The organism is Micromonospora sp. NPDC005305 (genome assembly GCF_040607315.1).
In the GTDB taxonomy this organism is placed as follows: domain Bacteria; phylum Actinomycetota; class Actinomycetes; order Mycobacteriales; family Micromonosporaceae; genus Micromonospora.
On the sequence record NZ_JBEXGL010000008.1, the window covers coordinates 195,097 to 213,696 of the forward strand.

Consider the following 18,600-nt stretch of genomic DNA (forward strand, 5'->3'; position numbering starts at 1 on the left):
CAGGGCGCCGCAGGTCGCGATGCGCCTGCCCGCCGGTGGGGCGGCTGTGGCGGATGGGTCGGCGGGTGCCGCGCCGACGCCCTGGCGGGACCGGCACAATGGCTGCCGAACCCACCCGAGAAGGCGGACCAGATCGTGACCCAGTCTGTGCACCAGCGGATCGCCGAGGAGCTCGGCGTCGCCGAACGTCAGGTGCGGGCGGCCGTGGAGCTGCTCGACGGCGGCGCCACCGTGCCGTTCATCGCCCGCTACCGCAAGGAGGCCACCGGCCTGCTCGACGACGCGCAACTGCGCACCCTGGAGGAGCGGCTGCGCTACCTGCGGGAGCTCGACGAGCGGCGCGCCGCGGTCCTGGAGTCCATCCGCGGGCAGGGCAAGCTCGACGAGGCCCTCGAAGCGCAGATCATGGCGGCCGACTCGAAGTCCCGGCTGGAGGACATCTACCTGCCCTACAAGCCGAAGCGGCGGACCCGGGCGCAGATCGCCCGCGAGGCCGGGCTGGAGCCCCTCGCCGACACGCTGCTGGCCGACCCGACGCGGGACCCCCGCGCCACGGCCGCCGACTTCGTCGACGCCGACCGGGGGGTGGCCGACGCCGCCGCCGCGCTCGACGGCGCGCGGGCCATCCTCATCGAGCGGTTCGCCGAGGACGCCGACCTCATCGGCACGCTGCGGGAGCAGATGTGGTCGCGGGGCCGGCTGGTCTCCCGGGTACGCGAGGGCCAGGAATCGGCCGGGGCCAAGTTCGCCGACTACTTCGACTTCGCCGAGCCGTACACCAGACTTCCCTCGCACCGGATCCTCGCCATGTTCCGGGGCGAGAAGGAGGGCGTGCTCGACCTGACCATGGACCCGGAAGCCGACGGCGACTCCGACGCCGTGGTCACCGGCCCCACCCGCTACGAGGCGGCCGTCGCCGGCCGGTTCGGGGTCAGCGACCAGGGGCGGCCCGCCGACCGGTGGCTCACCGACACGGTGCGCTGGGCCTGGCGTACCCGGATCCTCATCCACCTCGGCGCCGACCTGCGGCTGCGGCTCTGGCAGGTGGCCGAGGAGGAGGCCGTCCGGGTCTTCGCCACCAACCTGCGCGACCTGCTGCTGGCCGCCCCGGCCGGCGCCCGCCCCACCATGGGCCTCGACCCGGGCCTGCGCACCGGCGTGAAGGTGGCCGTGGTCGACGCCACCGGCAAGGTGGTCGCCACCGACACCATCTATCCGCACGAGCCGCGCCGGCAGTGGGACGCCTCCCTGCACACGCTGGCGACCCTGGCCGCGGCGCACGGCGTCGAGCTGGTCGCCATCGGCAACGGCACCGCCAGCCGGGAGACCGACAAGCTCGCCGGCGACCTGATCAAGCAGCACCCCGAACTGAAGCTGACCAAGGTGGTGGTCTCCGAGGCGGGTGCCTCGGTCTACTCCGCCTCCGCGTACGCCTCGCAGGAACTGCCCGGGCTCGACGTCTCGCTGCGCGGCGCCGTCTCCATCGCCCGCCGCCTCCAGGACCCCCTCGCCGAGCTGGTGAAGATCGACCCGCGGTCGATCGGCGTCGGGCAGTACCAGCACGACCTGTCCGAGGTGAAGCTGTCCCGCTCCCTCGACGCGGTCGTCGAGGACTGCGTCAACGCCGTCGGCGTCGACGTCAACACGGCCTCGGCCCCGCTGCTCACCCGGGTCTCCGGCATCGGCGCCGGGCTGGCCGAGAACATCGTCCTGCACCGGGACGCCAACGGGCCGTTCCGCACCCGCGCCGAGCTGAGGAAGGTGCCCCGGCTCGGACCGAAGGCGTTCGAGCAGTGCGCCGGCTTCCTGCGCATCCCCGGCGGCGACGACCCGCTCGACTCCTCCAGCGTGCACCCCGAGGCGTACCCGGTGGTGCGCCGGATCCTCGCCCACACCGGCCAGGACCTGCGCGCACTGATCGGGAAGTCGGCCATCCTGCGCGGGCTCCGGGCGACCGAGTTCGTGGACGACACCTTCGGCCTGCCCACCGTCACCGACATCCTCGGCGAGCTGGAGAAGCCCGGCCGGGACCCCCGCCCCGAATTCCGGACGGCCACCTTCGCCGAGGGGGTGGAGAAGATCAGCGACCTCACGCCGGGCATGGTGCTGGAGGGCGTGGTCACCAACGTGGCCGCGTTCGGCGCGTTCGTCGACGTCGGGGTGCACCAGGACGGCCTCGTGCACGTCTCGGCGCTGTCGCACACCTTCGTCAAGGACCCGCGCGACGTGGTGAAGTCCGGTGACGTGGTGCGGGTCCGGGTGCTCGACGTCGACGTACCCCGCAAGCGGATCTCGCTGACCCTCCGGCTGGAGGACGACGCCCCGGCCGGACGCCCGCAGGGCGGCGACGCGCGCCGAGACCGCGGCGGCCAGGGTAGTGGCCAGGGCGGCGGTCAGCGCGGCGGGCGGGGCGGTCAGCGCGGCGACGGCCAGGGGGGCCGTGGTCAGGGTGGCGGGCCCCGCGGTGGCCAGGGTGGCGGCGGTTCGCGCGGAGACCGGGGCGGCTCGCGCGGCGGGCCGCAGCGGCAGGGGCGCGGCGGTGGCACGCCGGCACCGGCCAACGACGCCATGGCGGACGCGCTGCGCCGCGCCGGCCTGGCCTGACGTCACGCGACGCTGTCGAGCTGACGTCACGAACGACTCAGCTCGACAGCGCACCGCGCCCCGGACCGACCCGAGTGGCCTCGGGATCGCGACGCGCCTTGCGGATCTTGGACAGTTGCCGTTCGGCTCGAACGGCAACTGTCCAAGATCTGGAGATGCGCCCCTTCGTGCTGCTGGCCGCGCCAAGGGTCAGGCGATGGTCCGCCCGGGGTGCCCGGGCAAAGGCGGACGGGAAGGCCCGGCCTGAGGTTTCGGGGGGCTGTCGAGCTGACGTCACAAACGACTCGCCGGGCCGGCAGCACGGAGGGTCGCTGCGCCGACATCACCGACGACTCAGCTCGACAGCGTGACCGGAGATGGACCCGTGTAGGCGTGGACAGGGCGGTGCGGGGCGGGCGCGTACCCTCGCGGGCGTGGGTGGGGACGACGGCCTGGAGTGGCGGGAACGGCAGCGCCGCGCGGTGCGGGCCCACGCGGCGGCCGACGCCCGGCAGCGCGCCGCCGAGCAGGCGCAGGCCGCGGATCTGGTGGCCCGGTTCGCCGCCGAGGCGCTACGGCGCGGGCTACGCGCCGAGCGGCTGACGGCGGCCGGCTACGACGGGCGGGGCCGCTACCGGACCCGGATCACCGGCTGGTACGTGGACCGGGCGCGCAGCCGGGCGGTGGACACCGAGGGCCGCTTCTACCTGCTGGCCGTGCCGCCGAGCCTGCGGTCGCGGCTGTTCGGGACCGACCCCGAGCCCGCCCCGCCGCCGCTGGTGGTGGGCCGGGGCGGCCGGGACGGTGAGTCGGTGCCCCTGGCGACGCTGCTCAGCCTGCGTCTCGAGGCGGGCGACGACTGGCGCTGACCCGCGCCGGCCGGTCGGCCCGCTGCCGCGGCACGCCCCGCGTGGACCGCCGCTCCACCCGCCGCCACCAGGACCGCTGCACGACCAGGGTGAGCAGGCCGGCCAGCACGATGGCGGCCAGGTTGATCACGAGCTGGAGAGCGGAGCCGGCGGCCTCGGTCCAGACCCCGTAGGCCCCCGCGACGGCCACGTTCGCCGCCGCCGGCACGGTGGTCACCGAGATCAGCACGCCGACCAGTGAGCCGGACTTCTTCGACGTCAGCGAGAGCATGCCGGCGATCCCGGCGAGCACGCCGACCACCCAGGAGAGCGCGTCCGGGCGCCAGATGAAGTCGGTGAGCGGCCGGTCGGCCAGCAGCATGTCCCGGCTGACCAGCCCGGCGGCGGTGAGCGCCCAGGTGCTCAGCACGGTGACCAGCATGGCGGCGAGGAAGCCGACCACGAGGGCCTGCACCGAGCGGCCGATGACGTGCGGCTGCCGGCGTAGGAGCGCCACGCAGAGCGCCGCGAGCGGGCCGAACTCGGGGCCGACGACTATGGCGCCGACGATGAGGATGGGCTGGTCGAGCAGCACGCCGATGCCGGCGATCATCGTCGCCACCGTGATCAGCACGAGATAGGTGCCGGTCAGCACCGTCTGCTCACCGGTTTTCGCCGCGATCTCGTCCCAGACGACCGCGTCCTCGCCGTGCCCCGGCGCGTCACGGGCCGCCTTCTTCGCCGCTCCGACAGCGTGAGCTCCACGTCGTCGGCCGAGATGCCGCCCCGCGCTTCGACACCGAGTTGCTGAAGCCGTTCCAGGACGCGTTCCGCGCTTTCCCGAACGACATCGCAGAGAACGAGGTCGCCGGCCGGCTGGCGGGCGGCACCCGGAATTACCGCCAGGTGCGCCACCCCCGGGGCGGCGGTGAGCAGATCCACCACCGCGGACGACCGGTCGGTCGGCGGGATGATCCTCAAGTGCAGCACGTCCCAGCCCGTCATCCGCGCGTGCGGTCCGAGAACACCATACTGATGCGGACTTGCCCCGCAGGGGAAGGTGGCCGGCTCAGCCGGGTGCCGGCTGTGGGATGGCCCCGACCCGAGACGGCGCGGCGGACCAGAGGGCAGCCAGCGAGTCGACCAGCCGGTGGCGTGGCACCCAGTCGAGTTCCCGTTCCGCGCGGCTGACGTCGCCACACATCCATGGCACGGCGGAGGACCGGCCCGCGGCCGGCGTATCGCTGCCCAATCGGTAGCCGCCGGTGAAGCCGGCCTGCTCGGCGAGGAGCCGCACGGCCTCCCGGGTGGCCACGGCCCTGCCGCTGGCCACGTTGTACACCCGGCTGATCAGGGCTGGACGGTGAAGCGCGGCTCGGACGGCCGCCGCGACGTCACGGACGTCCACGAAGTCGCGGTGGGAGTCGGGCATGCTCAGCTCGATCTGCTGCTCGTCGCGATCCCGCGCCGCCCGGATCAGCGAACAGGCCCGCCCGAGCAGGTTTCCCGTCGGCAGCCCCGGCCCCACCGGATTGAAGACGCGCAGCACCACCGCGTCGAGGCCACGGTCCGCCGCAGCGAGCTCGACCAGCCGGGTGGCCGTCAGTTGGCTCAGCCCGTACTCGCTCACCGGCAGGGCCGGCTGGTCCTCGGTGACCAGATGGCCGTCCGGCACCCAGCCGTACTCGGCGGCGGAGCCGATGCGCACCAGTCGCGCCTCGGGAGCGGCGGCCAGGAGCGCGTCGATCAGCTTGGCCGTGACCAGCGGGTGGGCGCGGAGGAAGTCGTATCCGGTGCCGGTGATCCGGCCGGCGCAGTTGACTACGGCGCTGGGTCGCTCGCGGCGTACCAGGTCGGTCAGCGCCTCCGGGCTCATCTCGATCAGATCGCACCGGTCCCGGGTCGGACAGCTGAGGGTGGTCCCGTCCCTGGCCAGGGCGTCGCGGATGTGCCGGCCGAGGAATCCGGTGGAGCCCAGAAGCAGGACTCGCCGTGCCGCACCGGCCATGTCAGGTCGGTCGGCCGGGAGAGTACATCGACCGCTCCGACGGCCTGCCGACGAGGGCCGGCTCCGGGGTGCCCATGAACTCGTGCCAGGTGACGGTGCCGGGTGCCGATATACCCTCTCGCCGCAGCACGACCCGTACCGTCTCGGCGAGGATCCGCAGGTCGAGGCGGAGCGACCGCTGGTCGACGTACTGCACGTCGTAGCGGAACTTGTCCTCCCAGCTCAAGGCGTTGCGGCCGCGTACCTGGGCCAGACCGGTGATGCCAGGGCGTACCTCGTGCCTCCGTGCCTGCTCCGGTGTGTATCGGCTGAGGTACTCGACCAGGTGGGGACGCGGTCCGACGAGGCTCATCTCACCCCGCAGCACGTTCCACAGCTCCGGCAACTCGTCGATGCTGCTGGCGCGCAGCCACTGGCCGATCCGGGGCAGCCGGTCCTCGTCCCGGACCAGTCCCCGGGTCGGGTCGACAGGATGCATGCTTCGGAACTTGATCAGGTCGAACAGCTTGCCGTCGAGGCCGGGTCGGGTGTGCCGGAACAGCACCGGTCGGCCGAGCGTGACCAGCACGACCGCGGTGACCACCAGCATCACGGGTGCGAGCAGGACGAGCAGAAGCAGCGCGCCGATGACGTCCAGGACGCGCTTCCACCGGTCGTACGGGCGACGGATCGCCTCACGGTGGGTGCCGTGTCCGGCGGATTTCCGGTGCGGGTGAGCGGTGTCGTCGATGTTCAGCACATGCTGTCTCATACGGTCCCTCGTGCGCTAGTCATCTTGGTCAACATGTCCTCGATCTGATCGACGCCGACCCGCAGGGACATCCGGTCCCGGTACATCTGCTGCGCACGCCGGCCCATGTCCGCCCGGGTGGAGGACGGCAGCGCGGCGGCCGCGGCGAATCGCTCCGCCAGCGCCCGCCAGTCCTCGGCCGGGGCCGCGAGCCCTACGCCGCTCGCGGTGACCAAGGTGGCGGCGTCACCGGCGGCGGAAACGATGACGGGGCGCGCGCAGGCGAGCGCGGCCTGCAACTTCGACGGCACGGTGCCGCGCAGCGCGGGCAGGTCCCGGAGGATGACCAGTTGGAAGTCGGACGCGGCGTACAGAGCCGACATCTCCTCAGGCGCCCGTCGCCCGACGAAGCGGATGTTGTCGGCGCCCAGTTCGTCGGCGAGCCGGCGTGCGTCGGCCTCCTCGGTGCCGGAGCCCACCAGCACCAGGTCGACCAGGTCCGCGTTGGCCGCAGCGGCCCGGATCGCCGTCTCCACCCGCTGGAACGGGCCCATGTTGCCGGCGAACATGATGGTGCATCGGCCGCGGTGGCCGATTTCGGCGCGCGCCCCGTCGCTCGGTGGCACCGGCCGAAACAGCGTCTCGTCGGTCCAGTTCAGCACCACCCGCACCCGGGCAGGATCGGCGCCCCGCTCGATGACGAGTTCCGCCATTGATTCGGAGATGACCGCGATTCCGGCCGAGGCCCGGTAGACGCCGCGCATCACGACGTGCAGCGCCCGGTCCATCGCCGAACCGACCAGACCGCCCGGGGCCAGGTCCGAGCCGCTCACCGACTCGGGCCACATGTCCTGCACATGCAGCAACACCGGCACGCCGCGCAGCACCCGCAGCGCGAACGGGGCGGCGAAGACCGTCGGCGGCGGGCAGTAGGCGTAGACCACGTCCACGCCGGCGAGGAAGCGGGGAGCGGCGAGGAGGCTGGTGGCCGCGAACGAGCCGAGGTTCGCCACCCGCCGCAGGGGGGAGTTGTCGTGGCTCGGGTAGATCGGCACGCGCCGGATGTTCACCCCGGCGGCCCGCTCCTGATGGTTCCAGCGCTGGCGGTACCCCGGCTGGATGCGCCCCTGCGGGTAGTTGGGGAAGGCCGTGAGCGCTCGCACCTCGTGGCCCCGCCGCGCCAGTTCCCCGGCCAGGTTCCCGGCGATGAAGATGGGCTCGGGCGCGTACCACTGGGAGATGATCCCGATCTTCACGCCGGCACCGCCGCAAGGTGTGGGACGACCTCCACCGGCTCGGGGTAGGTGTCCGGGGTGGCCGGGTCGAAGATCTCGTTGGCCCAGAAGAGGGTCATCAGCTCGTCCGAGCCGGTATTGACGATCTTGTGCACCCACATGGTGGGCATGTCCACCGCCACCGGCTCCCGGCCCGAGACCCGGAACCGGACCACCTCGTCACCGCCGAACCGTCGCAGGCTGATCTCGGCGCTCCCCCGCACCACCGTGAAACGCTCCACCTTGGTCAGATGGAAGTGCTCGCCGCGGGTCTGCCCGGGGTAGCTGGTAGAGCAGAAGGTCTGCCCGCCACCGGCGTGGACCTTGACCGCCTCGACCAGTTCCCCCCGCCGGTCGGCGTGCCGCGGCAGCGGTATCGGGAAGTGGGAGGGGAAGCAGTGCGACCGGTAGGTGTTGAACAGGCGCAGACGATGCCGGTCGGTCAGCGCCGGCAGCTGGCCGGTGCGGTAGAGAGCGGCGTAACCGGTGAGCACTTCGGCCAGTTCGCGCACACTGGTCCGCCACGCCGGCATGTCCGCGTCCCAGGAACCCCCGCCCGGCGCTCCGACGAGCCGGGCCGCGGCGTCCGTGGCGTGCACCAGGCGCAGCTCCCGATCCTCCAGCACCTCGGGGCGCCCGCCGTCAGCCAGGACGCGGCAGAAGGTGGCGACGACCGAGTTGTAGAACGGCCGACCGTGCTCGCCGTACAGGTTCGGCAGCCTGACGTCGTGGAAGTCGTACCCGGCGTCGGCGAGGATGGCGGCGGCCGCGGCCTTGCCGTCCCCGTACGGGCTGCCGTTGCCGGCCTGGACCGAGTTCGCGTAGACCACCCCGGCGGGCGGAACGGGAGCGGCCCGCAGCCCGGCGGCCAGCGCGACGGCCAACCGGACGTTGCCGGCCGCCACCTCGCTCGGGTCGTCGGCCCGGTTCACCCCGGCCAGGTGCAGCACCCGGTCGACGCCGCTGACCTTGGCGGCGACCCGCGCCGGGTCGGCCAGGTCGGCCCGGGTGAGGGCCACCGGCTCCGGCCAACACAGGGCACGCAGCAGCACCCGGACGTGCCAGCCGAGGAATCCGCCGGCCCCGGTGAGGGCCAGCCTCAGCATGCCAGCGCCGGATCGCGCAGCGCGAGTTCCGCGCGCACCTCCGGCAGAGTGCGCAGCAGAGCCATGATTTGGGGTACGCCGAGCCGGGGCGCGTTGGCGGAGTTGAAGTCCTCGACCGGACCGGCGCCGATCTCCCCCTTGGAGACGTAGAGGGCGTAGTTGAGGTCGCGGGCGTCGACCGGCACCCGGAAGAAGTCGCCGAAGTCCTCCGCCTGGATCAGCTCCTCGCGGGTGGCCAGCGTCTCGTCCGGCTTCTCGCCGTGCCGCAGGCCGATCAGATCGAGTTTGACCGGCACGTCGAAGAGGCGGCAGACCGCCTCGGCCAGGTCGCCGATGGTGCAGGCGGCCGCCTTGCGGATGAAGATGTCCCCGGCCTGGGCGTGCTGAAACGCATGCTCGACGAGGTCGACCGAGTCCTCCAGGGACATCAGGAACCGGGTCATCTGGGGGTCAGTGACGGTCGGCGCGCGGCCGGCCTTGATCTGCTCAATGAACAGCGGGATGACCGAGCCCCGTGAGTACATGACGTTGCCGTAGCGGACGCAGCTCACCGTGGTCGGGCTGTCCGGGTGGTTGCGGGCGTGGGCCTGCGCCACCTTCTCCATGAGGGCCTTGCTCATGCCCATGGCGTTGACCGGGTAGACGGCCTTGTCGGTACCGAGCAGCACCACGTTGCTCACCCCGTTGGCCTCGGCGGCCTCGACCACGTTCGCGCTGCCCAGCACGTTGGTCCGGATGGCCTCGAGGGGGAAGAACTCGCAGGAGGGCACCTGCTTGAGCGCCGCGGCGTGGAACACGTAGTCGACGTCCCGGCAAGCCCGCGCCACCGAGTCGAGGTCGCGCACGTCGCCGACGTAGTAGCGCACCCGGCTCTCGCCGACGCTCTGCCGCATGGCGTCCTGCTTCGCCTCGTCGCGGCTCAGCACCCGTACCTCGCCGACGTCGTGCGTCAGCAGGCGGCGCACCATCGTCTGACCGAAGGAGCCGGTGCCACCGGTGATCAACACCCGGCACCCGGCAGGAAGGACAGTCACAGAAACTCCGCTCCTCGTTACTCGGCCGCGAGCTTGACCGACTGACAGGGCCAACGAGACGATACCGGGTGAGGACACGCAAACAGGCGCAAACCAGACGAAATTCCTTCAGCGCACGGCCTGACTGACCAGCGTCCGGAGCCGGGGCGCGCACGTTCGCTCCCAAGACAACTCCGCGCGCGCCGCCGCCCCGTGCCGGTCAGCGGCCACGCACACCTCATCGGCGTCGTCCAGCAACCGCCGCACGCCCTGCGCGAAGGCCGCCGGCCGGCGGGGGTCGGCGAGCACGCCGACCATGGATCGGGTCACGAAGCGCCGGGTCGCCGGGAGGTCCGAGGCCACCACGGCCAGCCCGACAGTGGCGTACTCGTAGAGCTTGGTACTGACGCAGAGGGCCGCCTGACCGACGTCCTGCAACGCCGACACGCCGATCCCGCAGCTCGCCAGCAGCCGGCCGACCTCATGCGCCGGCATCGGGTCGAGCAGGAGGAGGTTCGCCGGCGTACCGTGCCGTCGCAGCAGCTCCTCGAAGGCCCGCCGGGCCGCAGCCGAGGGGAACCGCCGCACCACGAGGAACTCCACCTCCGGCGCGACCCGCGCCAGCTCGTGGGCCAGGCCGACGATGACCTCGACGCCGAACATCGAGGTGAGGGTGCCCGTGTGCACCACCCGGCGCAGCAGCTCCGGGACGAGCGGCCGGGGCGCGTCGCCGAGCAGCGCGTCCGCCGGGTAGTTCGGGGTGACCGAGGTGGGGATGCCCCAGCCACGGAACCGGTCACCGAGTTCCTCGGTGGCGACGTTCGCGCCGGCGAGCACCGAGGCGTACCGGCGTTCGACACCAGTGATCATGCGGTGGGCGGGCCGGCGCAGCAGCCGAGGACCGGGCAACCGCTCGGAGTAGTACTCGGGGTAGTACTCGTGGACGTCGTAGAGCACCGGCCGGCCGGTCCGGCGAGCCCAGCGGCGTGCCTGCGGCAGCAGGTAGAAGTCGTGGATGTGCCAGCCGTCGGGATCCGCCCGGCGAGCCAACTCGGCGACCCGCGGCACCAGCCGGATCCGCTCCCGGAACGACGTCGGCGCGGGAAGCCGGGTCTCCCGGACGCGGTCGTGGGGCTGGGACTCCCCCGGCTCCCCACCGAGCCAGATGAAGTGGACGTCGAACCCGGCGTCGAGCACCGACTGCGCACACCGGAGGATCCGCTGGTCGCCCACCGGGTGGACCGTCGGCACACAGACGGTGCGACGCAGTGCGGGTGCGGTCGGCGCGCGTAGCTGCCACAGGTCCGTTCTGATGTGGCCGTTCGGCACGTCCATGTGTCTCCCTGCTTCGTCGAGGCCCATGTTCACGGGGTGGGGATCGCCCCGTCCAGGAACGGATGCAGGGCCTCGGCCGCCGCTGTTCCGTCATGCCACCGGGCGACGAACGCGGGACCGGCCGCTGCCGTGTCCACGTAGGCCGCCGGGTCGGCGAGAATCTCCTCCATCACCGCCGCGAAGCGGTGCGGTGGCGCGTCCACGATCGGTGGCTGCTCCGGCATGAGGGCACGGGTGGGGGCGTCGACGTAGCCGATGACGAGGCGCGCCGCAGCCATGGCCTCGACGGCGGCCACCCCGTAGCTGCCCGTGAGGATCTGGTCGACCACGATGTCGGCGCCGGCCACCAGGTTGGGCATGGCGGCGTGCGCGACCGTCTCCGGCGCCAGGTAGCGGATGCGGCCACGGGCCGCGAGGTCCCGCAGGACGGGGTCGATGACCTGCGTGCCCTTGATCGGCGGGACGGTACGACTGGGGCGGTGGAGCACCGTTGGGGGCCGGACCGTCAGGGCCGGGCGTGGCGTCCACCATTCGGAGACCGCGACGGACACCGGCAACCAGGACGCCCACGGCGCGTCGAGGAGCAGGTCGGGTGTGCTGACGAAGAGTGGGACGCCGAGGTCCGCCGCGATCGTCCGGTGACGACGGGCGAGCCCACGGGCGAGGTCCACCCACTCCCTGGGAGCGGTGGCGTAGTACGAGAACGGATTCCGCTCGATGTGGGCGTCCGGGTCGCGTAGGTCGGTGCCGTGCGAGATCAGCGCCACCCGCAGGCTCTGGCGGGCCAGCAGCGGGACGTCCTCGCCGACATCCGACCTGCCCACCCCGCCGTACACCGGCAGGAAACCGTCCACCGCGACGTGGGTGGCACCCCGCAGGATGCGCCGCATCCGCCAGCTTCGCCCCCAGGGCGTGGTCAGGCGCGGATGCGGCAGCCGGTGGTCGGCGTGGAACGACAGCCGGCGCCCGGGCCACAGGCGTGGACGCTGTTCCACCGCGAAGGAGACGGCGGACCCGCCCAGGCGGCGTTCGACCGCTCGCGCCCACTGGTGCGCCTGTCCGGCGTAGTTCGCGGGCCCGACAGCCAGGCGCCACCGCGCCGCCAGGTCCGCCGAGGGCGCTCCGCCCGGCTGTTCCCGCCGGCGGCTGGACAGGCTCATCGGCGGGCTCCTGCCGTCACGGGCGCAATGTCGCTGTAGCTCGCCGTCCCCGAGGGCTTCGGCGTGCCGTCGGGGCCGCCGGGCCGGTTCCGGTGGAGCCAGCGGGCGGCGAAGCCGAGCAGGACCACGGTCAACGCGACAGCCAGCACCACGGAGATGGGTTGCGGAAGGTACCCCCGGGCGACCAGGAGAATGGGATAGGCGATACCGACCAGGAGCAGGTAGCTCCGGACGGAGCCGGCCCAGGCACTCAGGCTCGTTCCGGCCAGTCGCAACGACCAGCCCACGTAACCGATGCTGATCGCCAGGCCGCTCAAGGAGTACGCGCCGATGCCGATCATGGCAGAGCCGACCAGGAGTCCGGACGCGAGTGAGCCCAGTCGAAGCGCGGTCTCCAGGCCCGACAGCAGCAGCAGGCTGCGGAGCCGGTCCTTGACCGTCATCAGCGTGCTCAGCGGCGACGACACGAACGAGGCGGCGAGCCAGGGCGCGAGCAGGGCCGAGATGGACCCGGCGGTCCGCCACTCGACGCCGAAGGCGAGCACGTACAGCTCCGGACCCAGCAGGAGGACGAAGCCGAATGTCGGTACCGACAGGAACACGAGACCGGTGGTGACCCGCTCCACGGCGAGCCGGACGTCGCCCCCGTCCCGCTCCAGAGCGGCGATCCTGGGGAAGAAGACGCTGCCGACCGCCTGCCCGATCAGGGCGGCCGGCAGGGTCAGCAGGCGGGTCGCGAACGCGAAGAACCCGGAGACCGTCACCCCGTAGCAGACCGCCACCACCGGTGCGATCGCGCCGACGCTGATCATGTTCAGCAACGCCGGCGGGCTCGTCAGCAGGGCGAAGCGCCGCCACTTCACGGTCGTCGACCACCACTGTGCGGCGGACCGGACGCCGAGGACGCCCGAGCGGCGCAGCAGCGCCACGGAATAGCAGACGCGTCCCGCGACGTAGCCTCCCGTCAGACCGGTCGCGCCCGCGCCCAGTGGCGCGGCCACGAGCTGCCCGACGCCCTGCACCGCGGCGCCCAGCACCGTTGCTCCGCTGACCGCCGCGAACCTCTCCCGGCGGCTCTGGAGCATCCGGGCCGCCGCCGACGTGCCGAGTGTCGCGACCATGGCGGGCACCAGCCACACGCCTGCCCCGGCGCCGAACGCGGACCACCGACGGCCGCTCACCACCAGGCAGGTCACCAGGATCGCCAGCATGGCGACGGCGACCAGCACCGCGGCGACGACGGCGGTGGCCGTGAGCACCTCGGCTTCCCGCTCGTCCTCGGCGAGCGGGATCGCCATCTCCAGGCGGAGGGTGGCCGCGGTCGCGACGATCAGGGCAAGCGAGAGCGCGATCGAGAACTCGCCGAACTCCCGCGGCGCGTAGAGACGAGCCAGGAACACGGAGGTCAGCATGGTGATGCCCTGGGCCAGGGCGGTGCTGATCGCGAGATGGGACACGTGCCGGTAGAAGGGAGACGCCCCGGGACCGGAGTGGCGTCGCAGCACTAGCTCCTCCTCGCTCCGACGAGGAGGGATCGTGGGCCGCTGACCTGATCGTCGCCCCGGGCCCACGGGCTGCCAGCCGGCCTCAGGCCGGTCGGCCCGTCGCCCCGTGACGGGCACATCCGGTAGAGGAGCCAGGCCTGGGCGGACACCTGTCCCAGCAGCAACCACCACCAGGGCGAGGCCAGGATCGAGCTGGCCGCGAGACCGCTGGCGGCGAACCCGGCGAGCCCGAGGCCGGTCGCCATGCGCAGGTCGAACGCCTCCGCCCGGTGGGCCGCGGCAGCCGTCCCCCGCAGCGTGACGTGCACCAGCACCACGATGACGGCGACCAGCGGAAGAAGCAGCGGCAGGCCGAATTCGGCGGCGATCTCGGCGAAGCTGTTGTGGGCCACCGTCGTGCCGCCGAGATCGGCCTCCTGCCACTGACCGGCGAGCATCTCGTACGAGCCGGCGCCACGCCCGAGGAGCCCGGAGCCGACGAACAGCCGCCAGCCCAGCAGCGTCAGGTTGACCCTGATCTGGTCGGACGCGCGCAGGCTGTCGTTCTCCTCGAAGGGGGACGTGAGCTGCCCCAGCACGCGTTGCCCCGGCTCGCTCGCGGCGGCGAGCGACAGACCGATCCACGCGGCGAGACCGAGCACCAGCACGGGCACCGCCACTGGCCGCTGGCGCAGGCTCGCCGCCCGAGCGAACCACCACACCGCCACGGGGCCGACCACCAGCGCGCCCAGGAAGCCCGTGCGGCTCTGCGTGGCCACGATGAGGACGATCCAGAGGATGACGAGCCCGGCGTGCAGGAAACGGACCGGCGTCGACCTCGCGGCAATCCCGCCCCAGACGAGGAAGGGGAGGCAGGTCAACAGGAATCCGGCGTAGTTGTTGGGGTTGTAGAAGGTGCTGGCGATGAGCGTCGCGTTGGGACCGAGGGCCGCCCCGTCCGACAGATGATGTCCCGACTGCAGTTCCCAGACCGCGATGGCCCCCGTCACCAGGAAGGCCACCGTCCAGCCCAGGCGCAGCGTGGCGACACCGGCGCGTGAACCACCGGAGAAGGCCAGCACGCAGAGCCCCGCCGCGAACGCGTACGAGATCGAGCCGATCCTCCGGAGCCCGGCGTCCGCCTCCACGGTCCAGAAGAGCGAGACGGGTAGCCACAACGCCCAGGTCACCGCCAGCCACAGGAAGAGCCTGGGCACCACGACGGTGGCCGTCTGCGGCCGGACCAGCAGCAGGAACGCCGGCACGACGGCCAGCACGACGACGACCCGGTAGAGATTCGGGAAGGTCGCCGGAGAGAGATCGACGGTGGCGTACGCGCCCAGCGCACCGAGGACCGGAAGAAGCGCCAGCAGCAGCCGCCGCACCTTGCCGAGTTCCGGGGGTGGCGTGGTTTCGGCGCCGTCGAGAGCCGCCAGCGCAGTCACCGTGTTACGCCGATCGCTCTTACCACCGCAGCAAGGGGCCCGATCGGAACTGCTAGATGCTGATCCATTGCTTCCTCTGTCGCGACGATTGGCGGTTGCGGTGCGGCGAGACCACAGTCACCAAACGAACCAGGATGCGGCGGGTTACTTGATCACCGCGTCCGCTACCGCCGGGCCGCCGGCCGGTGGTCCGCTTGGGACCGCGGCGCTACCAGGAGCGCAACCAGTTGAAGCTGAGCCTTCTCGACCTGCGGTCCTGCCCCACCAGCTCCGCGAACTGCTTGAGGAGCTGCGGCGGGAGCGCGACGGCGGGAGCTGAAACCGCCCTGTGAACGGGACGGTGGCCCCGGCGAGTCAGACCCGGATGCCAGCCCACTGGTGATGCCGGCGGACCGTGGACAGGATGAAGTCGACGACCCGGCGAGAGGTGTCTGGTACGCGGTAGTCCGCCGGACATGGGACGCCCTCTGCGGCGACCTGGTCGACCGCGACCCGCACCGCCTCCACCACACCGTGCGGGTCCAGCCCGGTCATGATGATCCCACCAGCGTCGAGCGCCTCGGGCCGCTCGATCGACTCCCGCAGGGTCACCGCAGGGAAGCCGAGGATGGCTACCTCCTCGCTGATGGTGCCGCTGTCCGACAGCGTGCACCGCGCGTTGGTCTGCAGGCGTACGTAGTCGAAGAGGCCGAACGGCTCGTGGAAGGCGATGCCCTCCAGCGCGGTGTCGTCGACAGCGAGGGCCTCCAGGGCCTTGCGCGTGCGGGGGTGGGTGGAGACCAGCAAAGGCAGGCCCCACTCATCGCGGACCGTGCGCAGGCAGTCGAGCAGGCGGTGCAGCCGGTCCGGCCGGTCGACGTTCTCCTCCCGGTGCGCGCTGACCACGAAGTACCCGTCGGGCGCCAGCTCCAGCTGGTCGAGGATCGTGGACGCCTGGATGTCGGCGCGGTAGTGCTCCAGCACCTCCCGCATCGGCGAGCCGGTGTGGAGGATCCGCCGCGGGTGCAGACCCTCGGCGAGCAGGTTGCGCCGAGCGTGTTCGGTGTAGACCAGGTTGAAGTCGGCCACGTGGTCGACCAGCCGCCGATTGGTCTCCTCCGGCACGTTGAGGTCGAAGCACCGGTTGCCGGCCTCCATGTGGTAAACCGGCACCCGCATCCGCCGGGCCATGAGCGCCGCGATGCAGCTGTTGGTGTCGCCGAGCACCAGCAGCGCGTCCGGCCGGTGGGTGACGACGGCCTCCTCGATGCCGACCAGGACCCCACCGAGGACCCGGCCCAGCGAAGCGGTGTCGATGCCGAGGAGCCGGTCCGGCGGGCGTAGCCGCAGCTCGGTGAAGAAGATGTCGGACAGGGCCGGGTCCCAGTTCTGGCCGGTATGCACGAGCACGTGCTCGACCGTGCGGTCCAGCCGGTCCATCACCCGCGACAGCCGGATGATCTCCGGTCGGGTGCCGACCACCGTCATGACGCGGGTCATGGCCTGTCCCCTCACCTCTCGGCCGGCAGCAGAACGCGGGCGCATGCCGCCAGCACCTCCTTGAAGCAACGAGACGGCACGGACGAGGTTGTGCCGGGCGACGTCTCTTACCTGAACATCGCCGAACCCGTGCATCTCTCACATACACGCCGGCTCTGCACTAAAACGTGAAAGTGCGGCGAAACCCGTGTCGTGCCTGTAAGCAATGGAGACGAGGAGGTGCGGGTAGCCCCTCGCCGGCGCTACGACAGGGAGAACAGATGCCGCGGGAGATAACCACTGCGGACAGCGCAGGCCAGGCTGGCAGACGGCGCAGGGTCGTCCAGCTCCTGGTCGCCGACACTGCGGCGTGGCTCGGCGGGAGTGTGGTGGCCGTGTGGGCCCGGTACGAGTTCGACCTGACCCCGGGGCAGCTCGCCCGTGCGGTCGCGATCGGCCTCGTCGCCACGGTTCTGCACCTGGGCGGCACGGCGTTACGCCGCCGCTACGCGGGGCGCCACCCCCTCGGCAGCCTCGGTGAGATCCGTGGCCTTGCCGTGACCACCGCCGCGACCGCGGCCCTGCTACTGCTCGCGCTCGCGCCGCTTTCGCAGCGCCCGGTTCCGGCCAGCACGCCGGTCGTCGGGGCGGCACTGGCCCTGCTCCTGATGTTCGGCACCCGCTCCGTCTACCGGCAGCAGCGGGACCGCGCGCTGCGCCCCCGGGCCGCCGACGCCCAGAAGGTGCTGCTGTTCGGCGCCGGTTCGGCGGGCGAGGGCCTGCTGCGCTCGATGGTGAGCGACCCGGCCAGCGCCTACCTGCCGGTCGGCCTGCTCGACGACGACCCGGACAAGCGGGACCTGCGCATCCACGGGGTGCGGGTGCTCGGCGGCCGGTACGACGTGGCGGACGCGGTGCGCCGGACCGGCGCGACCACCCTCATCTTCTCGGTGGCCAACGCCGACGCCGACCTCGTCCGGCAGATCCGGGAGGCCACCCTGGCCACCGGCGCCGCGTTCAAGGTGGTCCCCCCGGTTCGCGAGCTGGTCAATCACCGGATCACCGTGAACGACGTGCGGGACCTCCAGATCAGCGACCTGCTCGGCCGGCGGCAGGTGGTCGGCGACCTGACGCTGGACCACGACGGGCTCCGGGGACGCCGGATCCTGGTCACCGGCGCGGGTGGGTCGATCGGTTCGGAGCTCTGCCGGCAGATCATGCGGGCCGATCCGGGCGAGCTCATGATGCTGGACCGGGACGAGTCGGCGCTGCACGCCCTGCAGATGTCCCTCGCCGGCCGGGCGCTGCTCGACAGTCCCGATCTGATCCTCGCCGACCTGCGCGACGACGAGGCGATCCGGCGGATCTTCCAGGAGCGGCGGCCGGAAATTGTCTTCCACGCGGCGGCGCTCAAGCACCTCACGCTCCTCGAGCGGCACCCGGGCGAGGCGGTCAAGACGAACGTGTGGGGCACCCTGACCGTGCTCGACGCCTGCCGGGACGTCGCCCGGTTCGTCAACATCTCCACCGACAAGGCCGCCGACCCGATCAGCGTGCTCGGCTACTCGAAGCGGATCACCGAGCGGTTGACGGCGCACGCCGGCGCGAACCATCCCGGCACATTCCTGAGCGTGCGCTTCGGCAACGTGCTGAGCAGCCGCGGGTCGGTGGTGACGGCCTTCCAGCGGCAGATCGAGGCGGGACTGCCGGTGACCGTCACCCATCCCGACGTGACCCGCTACCTGATGACCGTCCAGGAGGCGGTGCAGCTGGTCCTCCAGGCCGCCGCCATCGGCCGCGACGGTGAGGCGCTCGTGCTGGACATGGGCGAGCCGGTCCGCATCCAGGACCTTGCACGGGAGATGATCGACCGGGCCCAGAGTCCCACCCCGATCGTTTTCACCGGGCTCCGTCCGGGCGAGAAGCTGCACGAGGACCTGCTCGGCACCGGCGAGGTCGACGTCCGGCCGCTGCATCCGCTGATCTCCCACGTGCCGGTGCCGGTGCTGGACCCCGTCGAGGTGGCCGCGCTCGATCCGTTCGACGACCCGCAGAAGGTCACCGCACACCTCGCCCAGCTGTGCGACCGGGCGTTCGACCCGGCGGACGACCGGCCGCTCGACGTCGAGCTGTCCCACTGACCCGTTCCGCGCGGC

Annotated in this window: 14 protein-coding genes; 3 read left to right on the forward strand and 11 right to left on the reverse strand. The window is 72.1% G+C overall.

The window, feature by feature from the left end:
• Positions 1 to 135: 135 nt before the first annotated feature.
• Positions 136 to 2,604: a Tex family protein gene (locus tag ABZS80_RS16460; RefSeq protein WP_355056566.1), complete on the forward strand. Its 2,469-nt coding sequence runs from the start codon at positions 136 to 138 to the stop codon at positions 2,602 to 2,604.
• Between the two features lie 413 nt (positions 2,605 to 3,017).
• Positions 3,018 to 3,452 (forward strand): hypothetical protein, encoded by a 435-nt coding sequence (locus ABZS80_RS16465; RefSeq protein WP_355056568.1) that lies wholly within the window; start codon positions 3,018 to 3,020, stop codon positions 3,450 to 3,452.
• Here ABZS80_RS16465 and ABZS80_RS16470 read toward each other — a convergent pair.
• The 11 genes from ABZS80_RS16470 to wecB all read right to left on the reverse strand — a co-directional run bounded on the left by ABZS80_RS16470 (position 3,415) and on the right by wecB (position 16,465).
• Positions 3,415 to 4,086, reverse strand: a complete 672-nt coding sequence (locus ABZS80_RS16470; protein ID WP_355056570.1) for a DUF389 domain-containing protein — start codon at positions 4,084 to 4,086, stop codon at positions 3,415 to 3,417. The two genes, ABZS80_RS16465 and ABZS80_RS16470, sit on opposite strands and share 38 nt — an antisense overlap.
• Before the next feature lie 414 nt (positions 4,087 to 4,500).
• Complete coding sequence (locus tag ABZS80_RS16475) at positions 4,501 to 5,439, reverse strand: NAD-dependent epimerase/dehydratase family protein (protein WP_355056571.1); 939 nt, start codon at positions 5,437 to 5,439, stop codon at positions 4,501 to 4,503.
• A gap of 1 nt (position 5,440) precedes the next feature.
• Positions 5,441 to 6,190 carry a sugar transferase gene (locus tag ABZS80_RS16480; RefSeq protein WP_355056573.1) on the reverse strand — a complete coding sequence of 250 codons (750 nt, stop codon included), beginning with the start codon at positions 6,188 to 6,190 and terminating at the stop codon, positions 5,441 to 5,443.
• A complete protein-coding gene (locus ABZS80_RS16485; RefSeq protein ID WP_355056575.1) occupies positions 6,187 to 7,425 on the reverse strand; it encodes a glycosyltransferase family 4 protein in 1,239 nt (412 codons plus the stop codon). Before ABZS80_RS16485 ends, ABZS80_RS16480 begins: the two co-directional genes overlap by 4 nt.
• Positions 7,422 to 8,549 (reverse strand): capsular biosynthesis protein, encoded by a 1,128-nt coding sequence (locus ABZS80_RS16490; protein ID WP_355056577.1) that lies wholly within the window; start codon positions 8,547 to 8,549, stop codon positions 7,422 to 7,424. Before ABZS80_RS16490 ends, ABZS80_RS16485 begins: the two co-directional genes overlap by 4 nt.
• Positions 8,543 to 9,583: a polysaccharide biosynthesis protein gene (locus ABZS80_RS16495; RefSeq protein ID WP_355056579.1), complete on the reverse strand. Its 1,041-nt coding sequence runs from the start codon at positions 9,581 to 9,583 to the stop codon at positions 8,543 to 8,545. Before ABZS80_RS16495 ends, ABZS80_RS16490 begins: the two co-directional genes overlap by 7 nt.
• A gap of 108 nt (positions 9,584 to 9,691) precedes the next feature.
• Positions 9,692 to 10,897, reverse strand: a complete 1,206-nt coding sequence (locus ABZS80_RS16500; protein WP_355056581.1) for a glycosyltransferase — start codon at positions 10,895 to 10,897, stop codon at positions 9,692 to 9,694.
• A 29-nt stretch (positions 10,898 to 10,926) separates the two neighbouring features.
• Positions 10,927 to 12,057 carry a hypothetical protein gene (locus ABZS80_RS16505; RefSeq protein WP_355056583.1) on the reverse strand — a complete coding sequence of 377 codons (1,131 nt, stop codon included), beginning with the start codon at positions 12,055 to 12,057 and terminating at the stop codon, positions 10,927 to 10,929.
• Positions 12,054 to 13,562 (reverse strand): oligosaccharide flippase family protein, encoded by a 1,509-nt coding sequence (locus ABZS80_RS16510; protein WP_355056585.1) that lies wholly within the window; start codon positions 13,560 to 13,562, stop codon positions 12,054 to 12,056. Before ABZS80_RS16510 ends, ABZS80_RS16505 begins: the two co-directional genes overlap by 4 nt.
• Positions 13,562 to 14,986, reverse strand: coding sequence for an O-antigen ligase family protein (locus tag ABZS80_RS16515; protein WP_355056587.1), 1,425 nt, complete (start codon positions 14,984 to 14,986; stop codon positions 13,562 to 13,564). Before ABZS80_RS16515 ends, ABZS80_RS16510 begins: the two co-directional genes overlap by 1 nt.
• A gap of 354 nt (positions 14,987 to 15,340) precedes the next feature.
• The gene (gene wecB / locus ABZS80_RS16520) at positions 15,341 to 16,465 is read right to left on the reverse strand and encodes a UDP-N-acetylglucosamine 2-epimerase (non-hydrolyzing) (protein WP_355056589.1); all 1,125 of its coding nucleotides are present in this window, start codon (positions 16,463 to 16,465) and stop codon (positions 15,341 to 15,343) included.
• Positions 16,466 to 16,725: 260 nt separating this feature from the next.
• Between wecB and ABZS80_RS16525 the strand changes: the two genes are divergently transcribed.
• A complete protein-coding gene (locus tag ABZS80_RS16525; protein WP_355056591.1) occupies positions 16,726 to 18,585 on the forward strand; it encodes a nucleoside-diphosphate sugar epimerase/dehydratase in 1,860 nt (619 codons plus the stop codon).
• Positions 18,586 to 18,600 lie beyond the last annotated feature (15 nt).